Origin of the sequence: Geothrix campi, from assembly GCF_024609265.1 — a bacterium.
GTDB lineage: Bacteria > Acidobacteriota > Holophagae > Holophagales > Holophagaceae > Geothrix > Geothrix campi.
The window spans coordinates 1652764-1669643 of sequence record NZ_JANHMP010000001.1; the positions used below are offsets into that span (position 1 = coordinate 1652764).

The 16880-nt window shown below is 69.3% G+C and carries 13 protein-coding genes; 8 read left to right on the forward strand and 5 right to left on the reverse strand.

What is annotated here, in order from left to right:
- Window positions 1-19 precede the first annotated feature (19 nt).
- The 4 genes from ftsA to NOV65_RS07655 all read left to right on the forward strand — a co-directional run bounded on the left by ftsA (window position 20) and on the right by NOV65_RS07655 (window position 6446).
- Window positions 20-1234 carry a cell division protein FtsA gene (gene ftsA, locus NOV65_RS07640; protein ID WP_257305526.1) on the forward strand — a complete coding sequence of 405 codons (1215 nt, stop codon included), beginning with the start codon at window positions 20-22 and terminating at the stop codon, window positions 1232-1234.
- Between the two features lie 36 nt (window positions 1235-1270).
- Complete coding sequence (gene ftsZ, locus NOV65_RS07645; protein WP_257305527.1) at window positions 1271-2542, forward strand: cell division protein FtsZ; 1272 nt, start codon at window positions 1271-1273, stop codon at window positions 2540-2542.
- A gap of 220 nt (window positions 2543-2762) precedes the next feature.
- Window positions 2763-5354 (forward strand): cation-translocating P-type ATPase, encoded by a 2592-nt coding sequence (locus NOV65_RS07650; protein WP_425250844.1) that lies wholly within the window; start codon window positions 2763-2765, stop codon window positions 5352-5354.
- A gap of 3 nt (window positions 5355-5357) precedes the next feature.
- Window positions 5358-6446, forward strand: coding sequence for a metallophosphoesterase (locus NOV65_RS07655; protein ID WP_257305529.1), 1089 nt, complete (start codon window positions 5358-5360; stop codon window positions 6444-6446).
- A gap of 375 nt (window positions 6447-6821) precedes the next feature.
- Here NOV65_RS07655 and aat read toward each other — a convergent pair whose 3' ends face one another.
- From aat to NOV65_RS07680, 5 genes are all read right to left on the reverse strand, one after another.
- Window positions 6822-7508, reverse strand: coding sequence for a leucyl/phenylalanyl-tRNA--protein transferase (gene aat, locus NOV65_RS07660; protein ID WP_257305531.1), 687 nt, complete (start codon window positions 7506-7508; stop codon window positions 6822-6824).
- Complete coding sequence (gene clpA / locus NOV65_RS07665) at window positions 7490-9739, reverse strand: ATP-dependent Clp protease ATP-binding subunit ClpA (RefSeq protein ID WP_257305532.1); 2250 nt, start codon at window positions 9737-9739, stop codon at window positions 7490-7492. Before clpA ends, aat begins: the two co-directional genes overlap by 19 nt.
- Window positions 9732-10049 carry an ATP-dependent Clp protease adaptor ClpS gene (locus NOV65_RS07670; protein ID WP_257305533.1) on the reverse strand — a complete coding sequence of 106 codons (318 nt, stop codon included), beginning with the start codon at window positions 10047-10049 and terminating at the stop codon, window positions 9732-9734. The genes clpA and NOV65_RS07670 overlap by 8 nt, the downstream gene beginning before the upstream one ends.
- A 289-nt stretch (window positions 10050-10338) precedes the next feature.
- Window positions 10339-10680, reverse strand: a complete 342-nt coding sequence (locus tag NOV65_RS07675; protein ID WP_257305534.1) for a PqqD family protein — start codon at window positions 10678-10680, stop codon at window positions 10339-10341.
- A 104-nt stretch (window positions 10681-10784) separates the two neighbouring features.
- Complete coding sequence (locus NOV65_RS07680) at window positions 10785-12899, reverse strand: OPT family oligopeptide transporter (protein ID WP_257305535.1); 2115 nt, start codon at window positions 12897-12899, stop codon at window positions 10785-10787.
- Window positions 12900-12982: 83 nt separating this feature from the next.
- Between NOV65_RS07680 and NOV65_RS07685 the strand changes: the two genes are divergently transcribed.
- The 4 genes from NOV65_RS07685 to NOV65_RS07700 are packed head-to-tail and all read left to right on the forward strand — an operon-like array spanning window position 12983 to window position 16375.
- Complete coding sequence (locus tag NOV65_RS07685) at window positions 12983-13750, forward strand: TrmH family RNA methyltransferase (RefSeq protein ID WP_257305537.1); 768 nt, start codon at window positions 12983-12985, stop codon at window positions 13748-13750.
- 2 nt (window positions 13751-13752) lie between these two features.
- A complete protein-coding gene (gene lnt, locus NOV65_RS07690) occupies window positions 13753-15255 on the forward strand; it encodes an apolipoprotein N-acyltransferase (protein ID WP_257305538.1) in 1503 nt (500 codons plus the stop codon).
- Window positions 15255-15755: a GNAT family N-acetyltransferase gene (locus NOV65_RS07695; protein WP_257305539.1), complete on the forward strand. Its 501-nt coding sequence runs from the start codon at window positions 15255-15257 to the stop codon at window positions 15753-15755. The genes lnt and NOV65_RS07695 overlap by 1 nt, the downstream gene beginning before the upstream one ends.
- Window positions 15752-16375 carry a Maf family protein gene (locus NOV65_RS07700; protein ID WP_257305543.1) on the forward strand — a complete coding sequence of 208 codons (624 nt, stop codon included), beginning with the start codon at window positions 15752-15754 and terminating at the stop codon, window positions 16373-16375. Before NOV65_RS07695 ends, NOV65_RS07700 begins: the two co-directional genes overlap by 4 nt.
- The last annotated feature ends 505 nt before the right edge of the window (window positions 16376-16880 follow it).

A 16880-nucleotide genomic window follows, 5' to 3' on the forward strand; every position in this document is an offset into this window, starting at 1 on the left:
AGCAAGGAAAAGGATCTTCATGCCTCAGCGTGCCGTTCTCCTAGGCCTCGACCTTGGTGCAAGCAAAGTAGTGGCGGTGGTGGCCGTCCAGGAGGAAGACGGGACGCTGAATGTGACCGGCACCGGCCAGGCCTCGCCCCAGGGCGGGTTCACCCAGGGGCAGATCACCGACATGGACCTCTGCACCCGCGCCATCGTGCGGGCCGTGGAAGAGGCCATGAACACGGCCGGGCAGACCAAGGTGGATGGCATCCGCGTGGCCGTGGACGGCATCCAGTTCAAGGGCGAGAACCTCCGCGACTCCATCACCATCAGCAGCGGCGACAAGATCATCACCGCCTCGGACCGCGACCGGGTGCTGGAGCAGGCCACCAACGGCTGCAAGCTGGCCAAGGAGGAGCTGGTCCTCCACCGCATCCCCCAGATGTTCCACATCAAGGGCCAGCGCGACATCCGCAACCCCGTGGGCATGTTCGGCGAGTCGCTGGAGGCGGAGGTCCGCATCATCGTGGCGCCCAGCCCCGTCATCATGAACATCAACCTGGCCCTCAAGAACGCCGGGCTCCACGGCGCCGAGCTGATGTACTCGCCCCTGGCCAGCGCCGAAGCGGTGCTGAGCCGCGAGGACCGCGAGAATGGCGCGGTGGTGGTGGACATCGGCGAGCACCTCACCCACCTGGGCATCTTCCTGCACGGCACCCTGTTCCACTCGGCGGTGATCCCCATCGGCGGCATGCACTTCACCCGCGACCTGGAGATCACCAAGCACCTGGGCGGCATCACGGCCTCCGAGCGCATCAAGATCCGCTTCGGCACGGTGCTGCACAGCCATGTGCCCGTCGAGGAATCCGTCGAGCTCGAGGAGGAGGGCCGGCTGGTGTCCCGCCGGGAGATCGCCGAAGTGCTCCAGGCCCGGGCCGCGGAGCTGCTGAACCTCGTGCTGGCGGAAATGGGCCGCACGGGCCTCATGCATGAGATCCACGGCGGCGTGCATCTGGTGGGCGGCGGCGCCCTCCTCACCCACCTCCCCATCCTGGCCCAGACCATCCTGGGCCGCCCCCGCGTGGTACTGGGCCGCATCCTCGGCGTCTCCGGCCTGCCCCAGGCCACCGGCAACCCCTACTTCGTGAACGCCCTGGGCGCAGTGAAGTCCCTCGCCCGGGACATGAGCGAAACCCGCGGCAAGCAAGACCGGAGCGATGGATTCATCGGCCGTTTCAAGAAGCTGTTCTAGCCTTTGTTTTAAGCCATGTCCCAATCGGGAGCCCCGATGTCCGAGACCCCCTTCCTCCCCTGCCCCCACAGCCTGCCCGGCGCCAACATCAAGGTGCTCGGCGTCGGCGGCGCGGGCTGCAACGCCATCAACCGCATGATCGAAAGCGGCGTCACTGGCGTGCAGTTCATCGCCATGAACACCGACCAGCAGAGCCTCTCCCAGAGCAAGGCCCACCTGAAGCTGCCTCTGGGCCCCCAGAGCAGCCGGGGCCTGGGCGCGGGCGGCAGCGCCGAACGCGGCGCCGTGGCCGCCGAGGAGAGCCGCGAGGAAGTGCTGGCAGCCCTCCAGGGCGCCGACATGATCTTCATCACCGGAGGCATGGGCGGCGGCACGGGCACCGGTGCCGCGCCGGTGCTGGCCAGCTACGCCCGGGAATTGGGCGCCCTCACGGTGGCCGTGGTGCTCACCCCCTTCGCCTGGGAGGGCCGGAAGAAGGGCGATCTCGCCCTGGCCGGCCTGGCCAACCTGCGGGAAACCGCCGACACCGTCATCGTGGTCAGCAACGAACGCCTGAAGAACGTCTGTGATGCCCGCGTCACCATGAAGGAGGCCTTCCGCGTGGCGGACGGCGTGCTCATCCAGGGCGTGCGCGGCATCGCCGACCTCATCCTCAAGCCCGGCATCATCAACGGCGACTTCGCGGACGTGGAGGCCGTACTGCGCAACGGCGGCGAGGCTCTCATCGGCACCGGCGCAGGGCGTGGCGAAGAGGCCGTCATGGACGCCCTCAAGAAGGCCCTGGCCTGCCCGCTGCTGGAGCGCGCCCAGACCGGCGCCGCGGCCAACGTCATGGTGTCCATCACCGCCGACTGGGAAGTCATGGAGGCCTCGGCCATCGAGACCGCCATGAACTACCTGCAGGAGCACTACAGCGGCCGGCCCGACATCAAGGCCTGCACCGTGGAAGGCGAGGGCATGGAGGATCGCGTGCTCGTCACCGTCCTGGCCAGCGGCTTCGACCAGGAGGAGAAGCTCCTGGCGGATCGGCGGAACAGCCTGCATCTGGGTGGCGCCGTGGAAAGCGCTGCCGCGCCCGCGCAGGCCTCCGGCCCGGCCTTCCCGCCCATCGACGGCCAGGCTCTTCCCCTGAACAGCGTCAGCGGCCGGGTCTACGGCGAAGTGCCCGCCGGTGAGCAGCAGGGCCCCACGCCCACCCGTCTCCTGCCCCAGGCCCCCACCCCCAGCGGTGAGCTGCCCGGCGGCAACGAAGACCTCCACGTCCCCGCCATCATCCGGCTGGGCCAGGGGCGGCTGCCCATCGAATGACGGCGCGGTTACCCATCGAATAACCGCACGGCTGCCCGCCGGGTAGAGGCGCGATTGCCCCTCCGCGCTGGCGTCCGCTGAGAGTGTTTCTCAAGATTCGGGTTTCCCACGCTGCGGCCTGCGCTGGTCCCGAATTCCCTTCGGATTCGGCGGCTGCGCGGGGCTAAGGTTAGGGGAATCGGCCCGGTTGCCATGCGCCGGCCCCACGGACCTGCCCGTGATCCCGACTGCCGCACCTCGAACCCATCGGCCTTCCAGCCTCGATCTGGGAGGCTTCGAGGGCCTCTCCGAAGCGGAGGCGCGGCTTCGCCTGGAACGCGAAGGCCCCAACGAGCTGCCCTCGCGTGATCGACGGGGCCTCCTGGCCATCGCCTGGGAGGTGGTTCGCGAACCCATGTTCCTCATGCTCGTGGCGGCCGGGACGCTCTACCTGCTGATGGGGGAGCGGCAGGATGCCCTGATGCTCCTGGGCTTCGTCGTCGTGGTCATGGCCATCACCATCATCCAGGAGCGGCGGACGGAGCACGCCCTGGAGGCCCTCCGCGATCTCTCCAGCCCCCGGGCCCTGGTGATCCGCGATGGCCAGCAGCGTCGCATCCCGGGGCGTGAGGTGGTACCCGGCGATCTCCTGGTCCTCGTCGAAGGCGACCGGGTGCCGGCGGACGCGCTTCTTCGGGCGGGCATCAACCTGTCGGTGGACGAGTCGCTCCTCACCGGAGAATCCGTGCCCGTGCGCAAGGTCTCGTCCACCCAGGCGGAGGCCATGGCCGCTCCGGGCGGGGATGACCTCCCCTCCGTCTTCTCCGGCACCCTGGTGACCGCGGGCCAAGGCGTGGCCGACGTCCTGGGCACCGGCCTTCACACGGAGCTCGGCAAGATCGGCAAGGCCCTGCAGCAGGTGGAACCGGAATCCACGTTCCTCCAGCGGGAGACAGGTCGGCTGGTGCGGACGTTCGCCCTGGTCAGCCTGGTCGCCTGCGCGGTGGTCGTCGTCCTCTACCCGCTGACCCATGGCGGTGGGGCCCAGGTGTGGAAGGAAGGCCTGCTCGCGGGCATCGCCCTCGCCATGGCCACGCTCCCCGAGGAATTCCCGGTGGTGCTCACGGTCTTCATGGCGCTGGGCGCCTGGCGCATCTCCCGCAGCCGGGTGCTCACCCGGCGCATGCCCGCCATCGAGACCCTGGGCGCGGCCACGGTCCTGTGCGTGGACAAGACCGGGACCCTGACCCTCAACCAGATGACCCTCAAGCGGCTGGAGGTGGAGAGCCATTCCCAGGATCTGGCCCTGCTCGGATCGGAGCTGCCCGAGCCGGTCCACGAGCTCATGGAATACGCCATCCTGGCCAGCAAGCGGGATCCCTTCGATCCCATGGAGCGGGCCCTCCACAGCGCCGGAGAACGGTGGCTGATGGACACGGAGCACCTGCATCCGGACTGGTCCCTGGCCAAGGAATATCCCCTCGCGCCAGACCTCCTGGCGGTCACCCATGCGTGGGACTGCGGTGATGGCCACCTAGTCGTCGCCACCAAGGGGGCCCCCGAAGCCGTCGTGGACCTCTGCCACCTGCCCCTGGGCCGCCGGGCCAAGGTTGACGAACGCGTGGCGGAGCTGGCTGCCCAGGGCCTGCGGGTCCTCGGAGTCGCCCGAGGCCAGTACCGCGCGGACGACCTGCCTGAGGAACATCACGATCTGGACCTGGAATTCCTGGGCCTGCTGGGGCTGGAGGACCCGGTGCGCCCCGCCGTCCCAGCCGCGGTGGCGGAATGCCATACGGCAGGCATCCGGGTGGTGATGATCACCGGCGATTACCCTCTGACCGCCGAAAGCATCGCCCGGCAGGCGGGGATCGCCCACCCCGAGCAGGTTCTCACCGGCCCCGAGCTGAACCAGATGAGCGATGCGGACCTCGCGGAGCGGGTCCGGGCGGTGAATGTCTTCGCCCGGGTGGTGCCCGAGCAAAAGCTGCGCCTCGTCACCGCCCTCAAGGCCAACCGCGAAGTGGTGGCCATGACGGGCGACGGCGTGAACGACGCCCCGGCCCTCAAGGCCGCCCACATCGGCGTGGCCATGGGCGGCCGCGGCACGGACGTGGCCAGGGAAGCCGCCGCCCTGGTGCTGCTGGATGACGATTTCTCTTCCATCGTGGCCGCCGTCAAGCTGGGGCGGCGCATCTTCGATAACATCCGCAAGGCCGTGGCCTTCATCCTGGCCGTGCACATTCCCATCGCCGGATTGTCCCTGCTGCCGGTGTTCTTCCCGGGGTGGCCCCTGCTGCTGCTGCCCGTCCACATCGTCTTCCTGGAACTGGTGATCGATCCCTCCTGCTCGCTGATCTTCGAGGCGGAGCAGGCCGAAGCGGATGTCATGCGCCGGCCGCCCAGGGATCCCCAGGAGCCACTGTTCAGCTTGAAGGCCACGGGCCTGGCCCTGCTCCAGGGGATCACGGCCCTGGCCGCCTGCCTGGCAGTCTACCTCCTGGCCCGGCCCACCCATGGCCACGATGCGGCCCGGGCCCTGACCTTCGCGGCCCTGGTGATGTCCTTCCTCGCCATCATCCTGGCCAATCGCTCCTGGACCCTGAGCATCCTAGGCAGCCTGAGGAACCCCAACCCCGCGCTCTGGTGGGTGCTGGGCGGCACCGTGGCCTGCCTGACCCTGGTGCTGACGTGGCCTGTGGCCCAGCGCCTCTTCCACTTCGCCCCGCTGCACGGCCTGGATGTCCCGCTGGCCCTGGGGGCGGGCTTCGCCAGCATCCTCTGGTTCGAGGCCTTCAAGGTCCTGCGGCGCCGGCCGACTCCGGCCAGGGATTGAACCATGTTCATCGGCATCCTCCTCCTGGTATCGGCCCTGGTGCTGGCCTACGTGGCCTGGCGCATCGCCTCGGTGCCCTGGTTCACACGCTGGTCGCGACGGCGCCTCTGGGCCACCTTCGCGGGGGCCTGGGGCCTGATGGTCGCCGGAGGGATCCTGGGCCACGAGGCCGCCTTCCCCGGTGCCGGCTGGGTGGCCCTCGCGGGCATGACCGTGCTGGGCCTCCTCTTCCTCGCCTTCGTCGGCCTCCTGACTGTGGACCTGGCCACGGGGTTCGGCCTGTGGTTCCGCGCCGCGGCGCCCCGCCTGCGCGGCTGGGCCCTTCTGGCCAGCCTCGGCCTGGCGGGCCTCGCGACCCTCCAGGCCCTGCGCCCGCCCGAAGTCGTGACCTACGAGGTGAGCCTGCGCGGCCTGCCGCCGGAGCGGGACGGTCTCGTGGTGGCTGCCCTGTCGGACCTCCATGTGGGCGCCATCCTGGGGCCGGATTGGCTGGCGGCCCGCGTGGCGCAGGTCCAGGCCCTGAGGCCGGACCTGGTGGTGCTCCTCGGGGACATCTTCGAGGGGCACGGCCGGCCCGACCCCCGCTCGATCCAGGCCCTGGGCGGTCTGCGGGCCCCGCTGGGCGTCTGGGGGGTGGATGGGAACCACGAGCACTACGGCGTCACCGGAGCTCCCCTGGAAGCGGCGGGGGTGCGGGTCCTGCGGAACACGCTCGCCAGCCCCGTACCCGGGTTGGTCCTGGCCGGCCGGGTGGATGCGGGCCGGAGCCTCCGCCGGGCCGTGTGGACCGTTCCCCGGGAGCGCCCCGCAGGCGCCCTGGTGCTGCTGTCCCACCGGCCCACCCAGCTGGAACCGGCAGCCCAGTCGGACGTGGGGCTCATGCTCTCGGGCCACACGCACGCCGGCCAGATCTGGCCTTTCGATTGCCTCGTGGCGAGGGCCTATCCCACCTTGGCCGGACGGGCCCAGGTCGGGGACATGACCCTGATCGTCAGCCGCGGCGCCGGCACCTGGGGCCCGCGCATGCGGCTGTGGCGGCGGGGCGAGATCAGCCTGATCCGGCTGCGGTCGGCGGAGGCAAGCCTCCCCTAGGGAAGGATCCACCACTGAGGCTCCGAGAGCGCGGAGGGAAGACACAGGAAGGCATGTCGCCACCGATTTTGCCGATTGCGGTGATGGCGCCCTGGAAGGATCGAACCGCGAAAGACGCGAAGCGCCCTGCGGGCGCGCGAACGGCAAACGATCCTGCTTCCGCCTCCACACGCGGGTCGGGCCTGGCGGCACTCTGGAGCCGACATTCCCGCCTCGCGTGTGGCCAGCCGCGCATGACGCGACTGGGGGCCGAAGACCCAGGCGGCCAATCTCCGCTGCGTTTCGCGCCCTTTCGCGTCTTTCGCGGTTGATTGCTTTTCGGCTGAGCCGGGCCGATCGCCAGGTCGCTTATTTAGGCAAGAGGCCCGTAGACGTTCACGTCCGCTCGGCCGACCAGCTTCCACTTCGTTCCGGCCCGCGCAGGGCCTCGGCCAGCTCCTCCAGGAACAGGGCGCGGGGCACGACCTGGAAGCCGTAGCCCGCCAAGCCCTCATGGGGCAGCTGGCCGTCGATCATGGCGAAGTCCCAGGCCTTCAAGCGGGCGTCCAGGGCCTGGAGGGCGGCGCGACTGGCTTCGGGCTCCAGGCTGAACATGCTCTCCCCGAAGAAGGCCCGGCCCAGGGACACGCCATAGAGGCCGCCCTGCAGCTCGCCGCCACGCCAGGCCTCCACGCTGTGGGCGTGGCCCGTGTGGTGGAGTGCGAGGTAGGCCGCCATCATCTCCGGGGTGATCCAGGTGCCGTCCTGGCCGGGTCGAGGCACCTGGGAACACTGCTCGATGACCTGCTCGAAGGCCGTGTCGAAGCGGATCTCGAAAGGGCGGTGGCGCAGGCTCCGGCGGGTGCGGGCGGACAGGTGCAGGTGGCCGGGGCGCAGCAGGGCCCGCTCCGGCGGCGACCACCAGAGCAGCGGATCGCCCTCGCCGTACCAGGGGAAGATGCCGCTGCGGTAGGCGAGCAGCAGGCGCTCCACGCTGAGGTCGCCACCGATGGCCAGCAGCCCGTCCTCCGCCAGCTCCGGGTCCGGGAAGACCAGGGCCTGCGTCAGCCGAAAGACAGGCACAGCCGGCCGTCCTTGAGGTCCACGGTGGCCTTGCCCCCCTTGGCCAGGGGCCCGAAGAGGATGGCCTCCGCCAGGGGACGGCGCAGCTCGCGCTCGATGAGCCGCGCCATGGGCCGGGCGCCGAAGGCCGGGTCGTAGCCCTTCTCCGCCAGCCAGGCCCGGGCCGCAGGCGTACAGGTCAGGCTGACGCCCTTTTCCTTGAGCTGCTCCTCCAGTTCCCGCAGGTGCTTGTCCGCCACGCGCTCCATCTCCGGCCGGCCCAGGGGCGCGAACTGGAGGATGGCATCCAGGCGGTTGCGGAACTCGGGGCTGAAGGCCTTTTCGATGGTGCCGGTGGCCGAGCGCCGGCCGCCTGCCTCGGCGAAGCCCACCTGCCGGGCCGACAGCTCGCGGGCGCCCACGTTGGTGGTCATCACCAGCACCGTGTGGCGGAAGTCCGCGCTGCGGCCATGGCTGTCCGTGAGGGCCGCATGGTCCATGACTTGGAGCAGGATGCCGAAGAGGTCCGGGTGGGCCTTCTCCAGTTCGTCCAGCAGCAGCACGGCGTGGGGGGATTTCCGCACAGCGTCCGTCAGCAGGCCGCCCTCCTCGTAACCCACGTAGCCCGGCGGCGCGCCGATGAGCCGGGCCACCGTATGCTTTTCCTGATACTCACTCATGTCGAAGCGCAGGAAGGCGATGCCCAGGGCCTTGGCCAGCTGTTTGGCCAGCTCCGTCTTGCCCACGCCCGTGGGCCCGGCAAAGAGGAAGCAGCCCATGGGCTTCAGCGGATCCCGCAGGCCGGAGCGGGCCAGCTTGATGGCGCCGGCGACGGCCTCGCAGGCGGCGTCCTGGCCGTAGATCTGCGCCCGGAGCTGCGCTTCGAGCGTCTGCAAAGCTTCTCGGTCATCCGCACTCACCGAGTTGACGGGCACGCGCGCCATGCGAGCCACCACGGCTTCGATCTCGGCCGGGCCGACCTTCTTGGCCCGTTCCTTCTTCGGCAGCAGCTTCTGGGCGGCCCCCGCCTCGTCCACCACGTCCAGGGCGCTGTCCGGCAGCCGGCGGTCTGGCAGGTGCTTGGAGGCCAGGCGCACCGCGGCCTCCAGGCCCTCGTCCGAGTACTTCACGCCGTGGTGGGATTCGTAGGCGGCCTTCAGGCCCTGGAGCACGCCGAGGGTGTCCTCCACCGAGGGCTCATTCACCTCCACCACCTGGAAACGGCGGGACAGCGCGCGATCCCGGTCCAGGGAACCCTTCAGGTCCTGGAAGGTGGTGGCGCCGATGCAACGGAGCTCGCCCGAGGCCAGGGCCGGCTTCAGCAGGTTCGCGGCGTCCATGGCGCCGCCGCTGGTGGCACCTGCGCCCACCAGAGTGTGCAGCTCGTCCACGAAGAGGATGGCGCCGGGCTCCTCGCCCAGGGCCTTCAATACGGCCTTGAGACGCTCCTCGAAATCGCCCCGGTAGCGGCTGCCAGCGAGGAGCGCGCCCAGGTCCAGGGCGAAGATCCGGGCGGCCTTCAGCGGCTCCGGGACCTGCCCTTCGTGGATACGCCGGGCCAGACCCTCGACGATGGCGGTCTTGCCGACGCCGGGCTCGCCCACCAGCAGCGGGTTGTTCTTCCGGCGGCGGCACAGCACCTGGGCCATGCGCGTGATTTCCGCCTCGCGACCCACCAGGGGGTCCAGCCGCCCTGCCGCCGCCCGGGCCACCAGGTCCGTGGCATAGGCTTCCAGGGGGTTCTCGGCCACGGTGCCTTCTTCCTCCTCTTCCTCCACCTGCTTCTTCGCCGGAGCCTTGGCCTTCGAGGCCGCGGGACCATGGCTCAGCACCTTCAGCAGAGCCAGCCGCTTCACGCCGTGCTTCTCCAGGAGGTGTCGGGCATGGCTGGCCTCCTCCTCCAGGAAGGCCGGCAGCAGCTCGCCGCCGCGGACCTCCCTCTGCCCGGCGCTGAAGGCGTGGACCAGGGCGCGTTCCACCACCCGCACGAAACCCAGGGTGCTGTGGGGCTGGACCTCCTCACCCTCGGGCACGCGCTCAAACAAGGTTTCGAGGGCCGCCTCCAGGTCGTGCCGCAGGGCCTCCAGCTTCACACCGCAACCCTTCAGGGCCCGGGCGGCGTGGACGTCATCCAGCAGGGCCAGCAACAGGTGCTCCAGGGCCACGTCCTCGTGGCGGCGGGACTTGGCCAGCTCGAAGGCCCGCTGGAAACCCTGGTTCAGCTCTGCACTGAGGTTCGGGGATTCAGGCATCTTCCGCCTCCACGGTCAGCAGCAGGGGGAAGCCCTCGCGCTCGGCCAGCTGACGGCCGCGTTCGGCGCGGGTCTCGGCCACGTCCTTGGTGTAGATGCCCGCCACGCCCACGCCCGCCTTGTGGACCGCCAGCATGATGACCGTGGCTTCGGGTTCGCTCTTGCGGAAGACCGTCTTCAGGAGCCACACCACGAATTCCTGCGTGGTGTAGTCATCGTTGTGGAGGAGCACCTTCCACAGACCGGGCTCTTTCACCTTAGCCCGCTGGCGGGTGAGGACCTGGCCCGCCTCCTTCACCTGCCTGGCCATGTCAGGGTCTGCTTTCAAAATGGATGCGAGCCGCGACGGGCCCAGCCGAGTGATCCGGCAAGGATGCGGCCGCAGAGCGACGTGGTTCGTCGTTCAAGGCCGCAGACACCGCCGGGCGCGCGGTTGGGCCCGTCCCGGAGGGCAAGGGGCAGCGCCCCACGCGATACTGCGTCAAGCTCCTCGTCAATAGTGCCGCTATTGCCATCGTCGCCTTCCTTGTCTCGCTTGGGCGGTGCCCCTTGCGCGGCCACACCCCATTTTGAAAGCAGACCCTTATGCCTCCGGGGCATCAGGATAGCTGATTGAGCCTCACAAACTCGCCCCGGGCCAGTTCCCGGATGAACAGGGCGGTCCGCAAGGTCGTGTCCGGTTCCCCGGGGAAGCCTGCGGCGATGACCTGGGCCACCTGGACCACGGTGCGGGCCCCGTCGCAGGCCTGCCACACGGCCGTGCCGCGGGCATCGAGCTTCACGCGGAAGACGGGCTTCCGCATCAGCTTCAGCACCCAGCCCCAGCGTGGCGACAGGATCTTGGGCCGGATCAAAACCAGGTTCCCGTTCTCGCCGGGTTCTGCCGTCAGTGCCTGGACGGGCACGAGGGCGAGGAAGGATTCATCGGGGAAGGAGGTCATGGGAATCCAGGCATCTCAAGGGGAGGATAGAGAAGGCCCGGCTTGGCCGGGCCTTCTCGTGGGGACCCGGGGGCGTGCGCGCTAGCGCACACCCCCGGACAGCATCAGAAATTCGCACTCGGCGGTGCGGGCTCGTCGGCTTCGCCGGCGTTGGCCAGGGGCACCCGGATCAGGTAGACGGCGATGGCCGCCAAGATCAGCAGACTGATCCAGAACATGCCCGGGTCGGGGAAGATCTTGTACTTCACCTCGAAGAAGGCGAAGGACGCGAAGAGCAGGCCCACCAGCGCTTCGCCGGCGATGAGGCCCGCCGCCAACAGCACACCGTTGTTCTCCACGCGCACCTTCTGGGCCTCATTCAGGCCCCGCTTGGTGCCGACCATCTCCACGGCGCCCTTGATGAGGCCGCCCAGGAAGATGGCGAAGGTGGTCTCCAGGGGCAGATACATGCCCACCGACACCAGCATGGGGCTCTTCACCTGCATGAGGATGAAGGCGAAGCCCATCATCATGCCGACGATGATCAGCGGCCAGGCCATCTTGCCTTCCACGATGCCCTTGCTGAGCAGGGCCATGAGGCCGGCCTGGGGCGCGGCGAGCTGCTTGGAGCCGAAGCCGGCATCCAGGGAGAGCACGGCCTTCTTCTGGTCCGCGGGCAACTGCTTCACCTGGTCCAGGGTGTAGGTCTTGCCGTCAGGCGCCGTGACGACCTGCACCTGCTGGGCGGTCAGCTCGGCGATGCGCTTGGTGCCCTGGGCGGAGATGTCGCCTTCGTGCAGCACCATGAGGGGGATGAAGAGCACCACGGAGGCCAGGGCCACGCCGATGAGGTCGCCCATCTCCATGCGCCAGGGCGTGCCGCCCAGGATATGCCCGGCCTTGAGGTCCTGGAGCATCTCACCGGCCACGGCCGCGCTCACGCAGACCACCGCGGCCACACCCAGCACCGCCGCGACGCCCTCCTTGCCCTTCACACCGAGGAGCACCATCACGAGGGCGGTGATCACCAGGGCGGTCAGGGTCAGGCCGGAGATGGGGTTGTTGCTCGAGCCCATGATGCCGACCAGGTAGCCGCTGATGGCCGCGAAGAAGAAGCCCAGGATCACCACCACCAGGGCCGCCACGAAGGAGACCAGGGGGCTCACCTGGAAGATGCGCCAGGTGATGAAGAAGGTCACCAGGGCCGCGAAACCGAGGCCGAACAGGACGTTGGTGAAGGGCAGGTCCTTGTTGACGCGGTCCACCACGTGCTCACCGGCGGCGGCCTTCTTCATATCGGAGACCGAGCGGGTGAGGCCGGTGGCGAGGCTCTTGCGCATCTTGAAGAGGGTGAAGCCGGCACCCACGAGCATGCCGCCGATGGCGATGGGGCGGACGATGAACTTCCACACCGAGTAGGACAGGGCGATCCAGTCCCCCTGGGAAGCACCCTCGGGCAGGACGCCGGGCGCCAGGAAGTAGGTGATGATGGGCACCAGCAGGCCCCAGGCGATGATGCCGCCGGAGAAGTTCAGGGCGCCAAGCTTGGGTCCGATGATGTAGCCCACACCCATGTAGGCGGGGCTGATACCGGGGGAGCTGAGCAGCATGCCGCCCGCCACCTTGGCCTTCCAGGTGCCGACCAGGTTGATGGTGGTGGTCTTGAAGGCCACGAACCGCTCCCAGGTGCTGGCGAAGACCGAGATCTGCACCAGGGCCTGGATGACAGCGCCGATGCCCATGGCGCCGAACAGGAACTTCGTGCCGCTGCCCCCGCGGGCGCCGGCCTTGTGGATCTCGGCGGCGGCCACGCTCTCGGGGTAGGGCAGCTCGGCGTCCTCCACCATCACGCGGCGCAGCAGGGCCACGAACATGATGCCGAGCACGCCGCCCGCGAACATGATCAGCGCGCTGGTGACGTAGTTGCCGGCCGTGAAGAACTTGGGCCAGATGCCGCTGATGGCGAAGGCCGGGATGGTGAAGATGGCGCCGGCGGCCACTGACTCGCCGATGCTACCGACCGTTCGGGCCATGTTTTCTTCGAGGATGGTGCCCTTCATCAGCTTGATGAGGGCCATGCCGATGACCGCCGCGGGGTAGGTGGCGGCGATGGTCATGCCGGCCTTCAAGCCCAGGTAGGCGTTGGCGGAACCGAGCACCACGGCCATGACGAGGCCGATGAGCACCGCCCGCAGGGAGAACTCCCGCAGGTTCTGGTCGGAGGGGACAAAGGGTTGCATCGGTGCTCCTGAAAAGGCACGTAGGGAGAAAAGAAAGGTCGGATGGAGCGGTTAGTCTAATACATTGCCGATTTCCCCATCCCATGACTCCCACACTCACCAGCAAGGCCAATCCGCGCTTCAAGGACCTGCTGGCCCGCCTCCGGCCCAGTGGCACCCGGCGTGAGGCCACGCTGCTGCTGGGTGGGAAGCTCATCGAGGCCTGGGCCGAGGCCCGACAGACCACCGCCGGGAAACGCCTGCGTCCGGCCCTCTGGCTGAGGTTGGAACAGACCGATCCCCACCCGCTGGAGGCTGCCCTGGCCGTGGGCACCCTGGTGCTGGGCGAAGGCCTCATGCGCGAGCTGGCCGACGCGGGCAGCCCTCCGGAACACGCCCTGCTGATGGAACTGGGGCCTGAACCGGCGGGGCCGCTGGCCGATCGCGTCATCGGCGCCTGGGGCATCCAGGATCCCGGCAATCTGGGGGCCGTCCTCCGCAGCGCCGCCGCCTTCGGCTTCCAGGAGGCCCTGCTGGGGCCCGGGTGCACCGACCCCTTCAGCCCCAAGGCCCTGCGGGGCAGCATGGGCGCCGCCTTCCTGATGCCCCTGCGCCGACTGGAGAGGCTGGAACCCGATCACGGCCGCTGGTATGCCCTCGATGGTGGCCCCGGTGCCGTACCCCTGGCCGAGGCCGACCTCTCCGGCCCCCTGCGGCTCTGGGTGGGTAGCGAAGGCCACGGCTGGCACGGCGTGGCCCTGCCGGCAGGCGTGCAACGTCTTGCCATCCCCATCGAAGGTGTGGAAAGCCTCAACGCCGCGGTGGCGGCGGGCATCGCGTGCTACGAAGTGGCGAGAAGGTCCCGACCTTGAAGATGCCCTCCCTCCTCCGCCCCCTCGAGACCGCCGTCCTGGCGGGGATCTTCGTGCTGGCCTTCCGCTTTCCCGGCGTGCTGGGAGGCTGGCTGGAGCCGGCCCTGGCGCTGCTCTTTCCCCTGCTGCTGCTGGAGGGCCTGTTCAAGGGACGCCACGCGGTCTGGACCTGGGTCGCCATCCTGGGGGGCCTCCTCCTGCTCTACCAATGGGTACCCCAGACCCTCGCCTCCAAGGGAGGTCTGCCTTTCGGCCTGGCCGTGTTGGGCACCGTGCTGCTGAGCCTCTGGGAGGCCACCGGGCTTTGGCTGGTGGCCCTGGGTTCCCGCTGGGCCTTCCGGCGCCTCGGAGCTCTGGGGGCGGCCTGCGTGGCCGCCCTCCTCCTGCTCGGCTGGGAATCCTGGGGCTTCCACGTCTATCCCTGGACCTGGGGCGCGGCCTTCGGCGCCCTGCCCTGGCCGGCGCGCTCGGCCGCCTTCCTGGGCGCCTCGGGCCTCTCGGCCCTGGCCTGGGGCGCGGGGGCCTGGGCGGCGGCGAGCCTGGCGGAAGGGGCTTCTCTGCGGCGGACGCTGGCGGGTCCAGGCTTCGCGGTGGGCCTGATGCTCCTGTTGGGGGGCGCCTGGTTCCTGCTGCCGCGGGGGGTTGAACGCACCCTGGATGTCGCCATGATCCAGCCCAACTTCCCGGCGGGGGTGCGCTGGCCGGGCATGGAGGCCGAGATGTGGCGGCGCAGTGAGGCGCTGCTGAAAGCCCGGGGCTGGCCCCGCGCCGGGCGGGCCACCCTGCTGCTCTGGCCCGAGAGCTCCATCCTGGGACGGGACGATCGCGGCCCTGATGCGCGCTTGTCCGCCGAGGCGGCCTCCCGCGGCGTGGCCTGGCTCTTCGGCACCGAGGGCGGCCCGTACAACCTGGTGCGCGGCGAGGCCGCCGGACGCCCGGCCTTCGTCTTCGCCAAGACCGAACCCATGCCCTTCGGCGAACGCACACCTGGTCCCGAGGCCTTCCGCCGGTGGCTGGACGAGAAGATGGGCTTCGTTTCCCAGGAAGCGGGGGAACTGAAGGAGGGCTGCGCCTTCGCCGTACCCACCCCCGCCGGCGACCTGCGCGTCCATCCCCTCCTCTGCAGCGAGGCCCTCCTGCCCGGGCGCACCCGCCGGGGCTTCGAACTGGGCCGGGCGGACCTGCTGAGCAACCACACCAACGACGGCTGGTTCGATCGCAGCATCGCCACGGATCTGCACGCTGCGCAGATCCGCCTGCGGGCCCCGGAGCTGGGCGTGCCCCTGCTGCGGGCGACGCTCACCGGAAAATCCGGGGTGTTCCATGAGGACGGCCACTTTGAACTCTGGGGCGAACCCCTCAGCGAAGGCGCCTATGCCCTGGAACTGCAATGGCGCCCGGTCCGCACACCAGCCCGCTCCGCGTGGCTGCTGCCGGGGCTGATGGCCGGGCTGGCCGCCATCACGCTGCTGCTAGGATGGAAGGTCCTGCCCCGGAAGGCCTGATGGACCGCGATTTCCTCGTACCCGAGCCGTTGACGACCCCCCACGGCACCGTGGCCTTTTTTGACGAGACCTGGAGCGTGGATCCCCGCGAACTCCAGATCTTCTTCCAGGCGGAAGAGGTCTACTGGACCGCGGACCGCACCATCGGCCAGTGGCGCCGGCTGCTGGCCTGCTCGCGCCTCCTGACGGCCCGGCTGGTGCCGGAGGGACACCGGGGTGGCCGCCTGGTGGGCGCCACCCGCCTCTGGTCCGATCATGCCTACGAAGCCAAGCTCTACGACGTGGTGACCGCCCGGGACCTGAAGGCCCAGGGCATCGCCAGCGAGCTGGTGAAGTGGGCCCTGCGCCACCCCTGGGCGGGCGAGGTCCAGCGCTATGTGCTCGAGACCCGGGACGCGGCGGACTTCTACCCACGGTTCGGCTTCCGCCTGGGACACGAGGTCGACAGCTTCCACATGCGCGTGGGAGTCGCCGAACTGGAGCAGCGGGGCCTGCGATGACCGAGACCCGGCCCGGCCTGCCGGCCACGGCCCTGCAGCCCCTGATCCTGGCCAGCAGCAGCCCCCGCCGCCGCCACTGGCTGGAGGCCATGCGCATCCCCTTCGAGATCCAGACCCCCCAGGTCGATGAGACGCCCCTGCTGGACGAGGAGCCCGGCGACCTGGTGCTGCGCCTGGCGGAGTTGAAGGCCGAGGTGGTGGCCCACCGCAACCCCGACCGCTGGGTCATGGCTGCGGACACCACGGTGGCCGTGGACCACCACACCCTGAACAAGCCCGTGGATGTGGAGGACGCCGTGCGGATGCTGACCCTGATCCAGGGCCGGGCCCATCAGGTGCACACGGGATTCTGCCTGCAGCGGGACAGCACCACCTACAGCTTCGTGGACACGGCCCAGGTGGTCTTCCGCCCCCTCACCGAAGCCCAGATCCGCTGGTATGTCAACACCCGCGAGCCCATGGACAAGGCGGGTTCGTACGCCATCCAGGGCGTGGGCGCCCTCTTCATCGAAGGGGTGGAAGGCAGCTTCTCCACCGTCATGGGCCTGCCGGTGGAACGCATGGGCGCCCTGTTCCTCCAGTTGGGCCTCCTCCAGCCCTGGTTGGGTCTGCCGAGGTAGGCCCGGGAGCGGTCGGAGAACCCCGAAATCACTAGCAAAGAAGAGGTTCCGGGCAGGAATCTCGGTCGGCAGCTGCCCTTCGCCCACGGTGATGGGTGGGCATGGGCCGTCTGCACCCGCCCTGGAGGAAATCGCCCCCTCCGGGGAGGCCCAGATAGACCACCCGAAAATCCCCTTAGTGTCTGGAACTTCCTCAGAAAAAATAGGTAAACAATCTAGGTCCACTGATCTATCATCGTGATCTGCGACACAACTCATCGAAATGTCGCCCCAGCGGGCTTGGTCCCCCTGGTTTGGAATGCGGTCCGGTTTCTTGCTCCTGACAACATTCCACCGACACCCCCCGGGCGGAGGCGCCGGATTTCTGGGAAACCCTTTCCCGAACCTCGGTGCGTGCCAGAATCTCGGCTATCCACACCCTCCAGACCCGGCCCGCGTCCACCCGTCCCACCGTTTCCCGATGGCCCTCCCGCTCCCTTCGTGAGACAGCGCTTTCCATGGGGTT

Coding starts and splice junctions, on each gene's coding strand:
- ftsA (WP_257305526.1), top strand. CDS start 20: ATGCCTCAGCGTGCCGTTCTCCTAGGCCTCGACCTTGGTGCAAGCAAA.
- ftsZ (WP_257305527.1), top strand. CDS start 1,271: ATGTCCGAGACCCCCTTCCTCCCCTGCCCCCACAGCCTGCCCGGCGCC.
- NOV65_RS07655 (WP_257305529.1), top strand. CDS start 5,358: ATGTTCATCGGCATCCTCCTCCTGGTATCGGCCCTGGTGCTGGCCTAC.
- clpA (WP_257305532.1), bottom strand. CDS start 9,739: ATGCCTGAATCCCCGAACCTCAGTGCAGAGCTGAACCAGGGTTTCCAG.
- NOV65_RS07670 (WP_257305533.1), bottom strand. CDS start 10,049: ATGGCCAGGCAGGTGAAGGAGGCGGGCCAGGTCCTCACCCGCCAGCGG.
- NOV65_RS07675 (WP_257305534.1), bottom strand. CDS start 10,680: ATGACCTCCTTCCCCGATGAATCCTTCCTCGCCCTCGTGCCCGTCCAG.
- NOV65_RS07680 (WP_257305535.1), bottom strand. CDS start 12,899: ATGCAACCCTTTGTCCCCTCCGACCAGAACCTGCGGGAGTTCTCCCTG.
- NOV65_RS07685 (WP_257305537.1), top strand. CDS start 12,983: ATGACTCCCACACTCACCAGCAAGGCCAATCCGCGCTTCAAGGACCTG.
- lnt (WP_257305538.1), top strand. CDS start 13,753: ATGCCCTCCCTCCTCCGCCCCCTCGAGACCGCCGTCCTGGCGGGGATC.
- NOV65_RS07695 (WP_257305539.1), top strand. CDS start 15,255: ATGGACCGCGATTTCCTCGTACCCGAGCCGTTGACGACCCCCCACGGC.
- NOV65_RS07700 (WP_257305543.1), top strand. CDS start 15,752: ATGACCGAGACCCGGCCCGGCCTGCCGGCCACGGCCCTGCAGCCCCTG.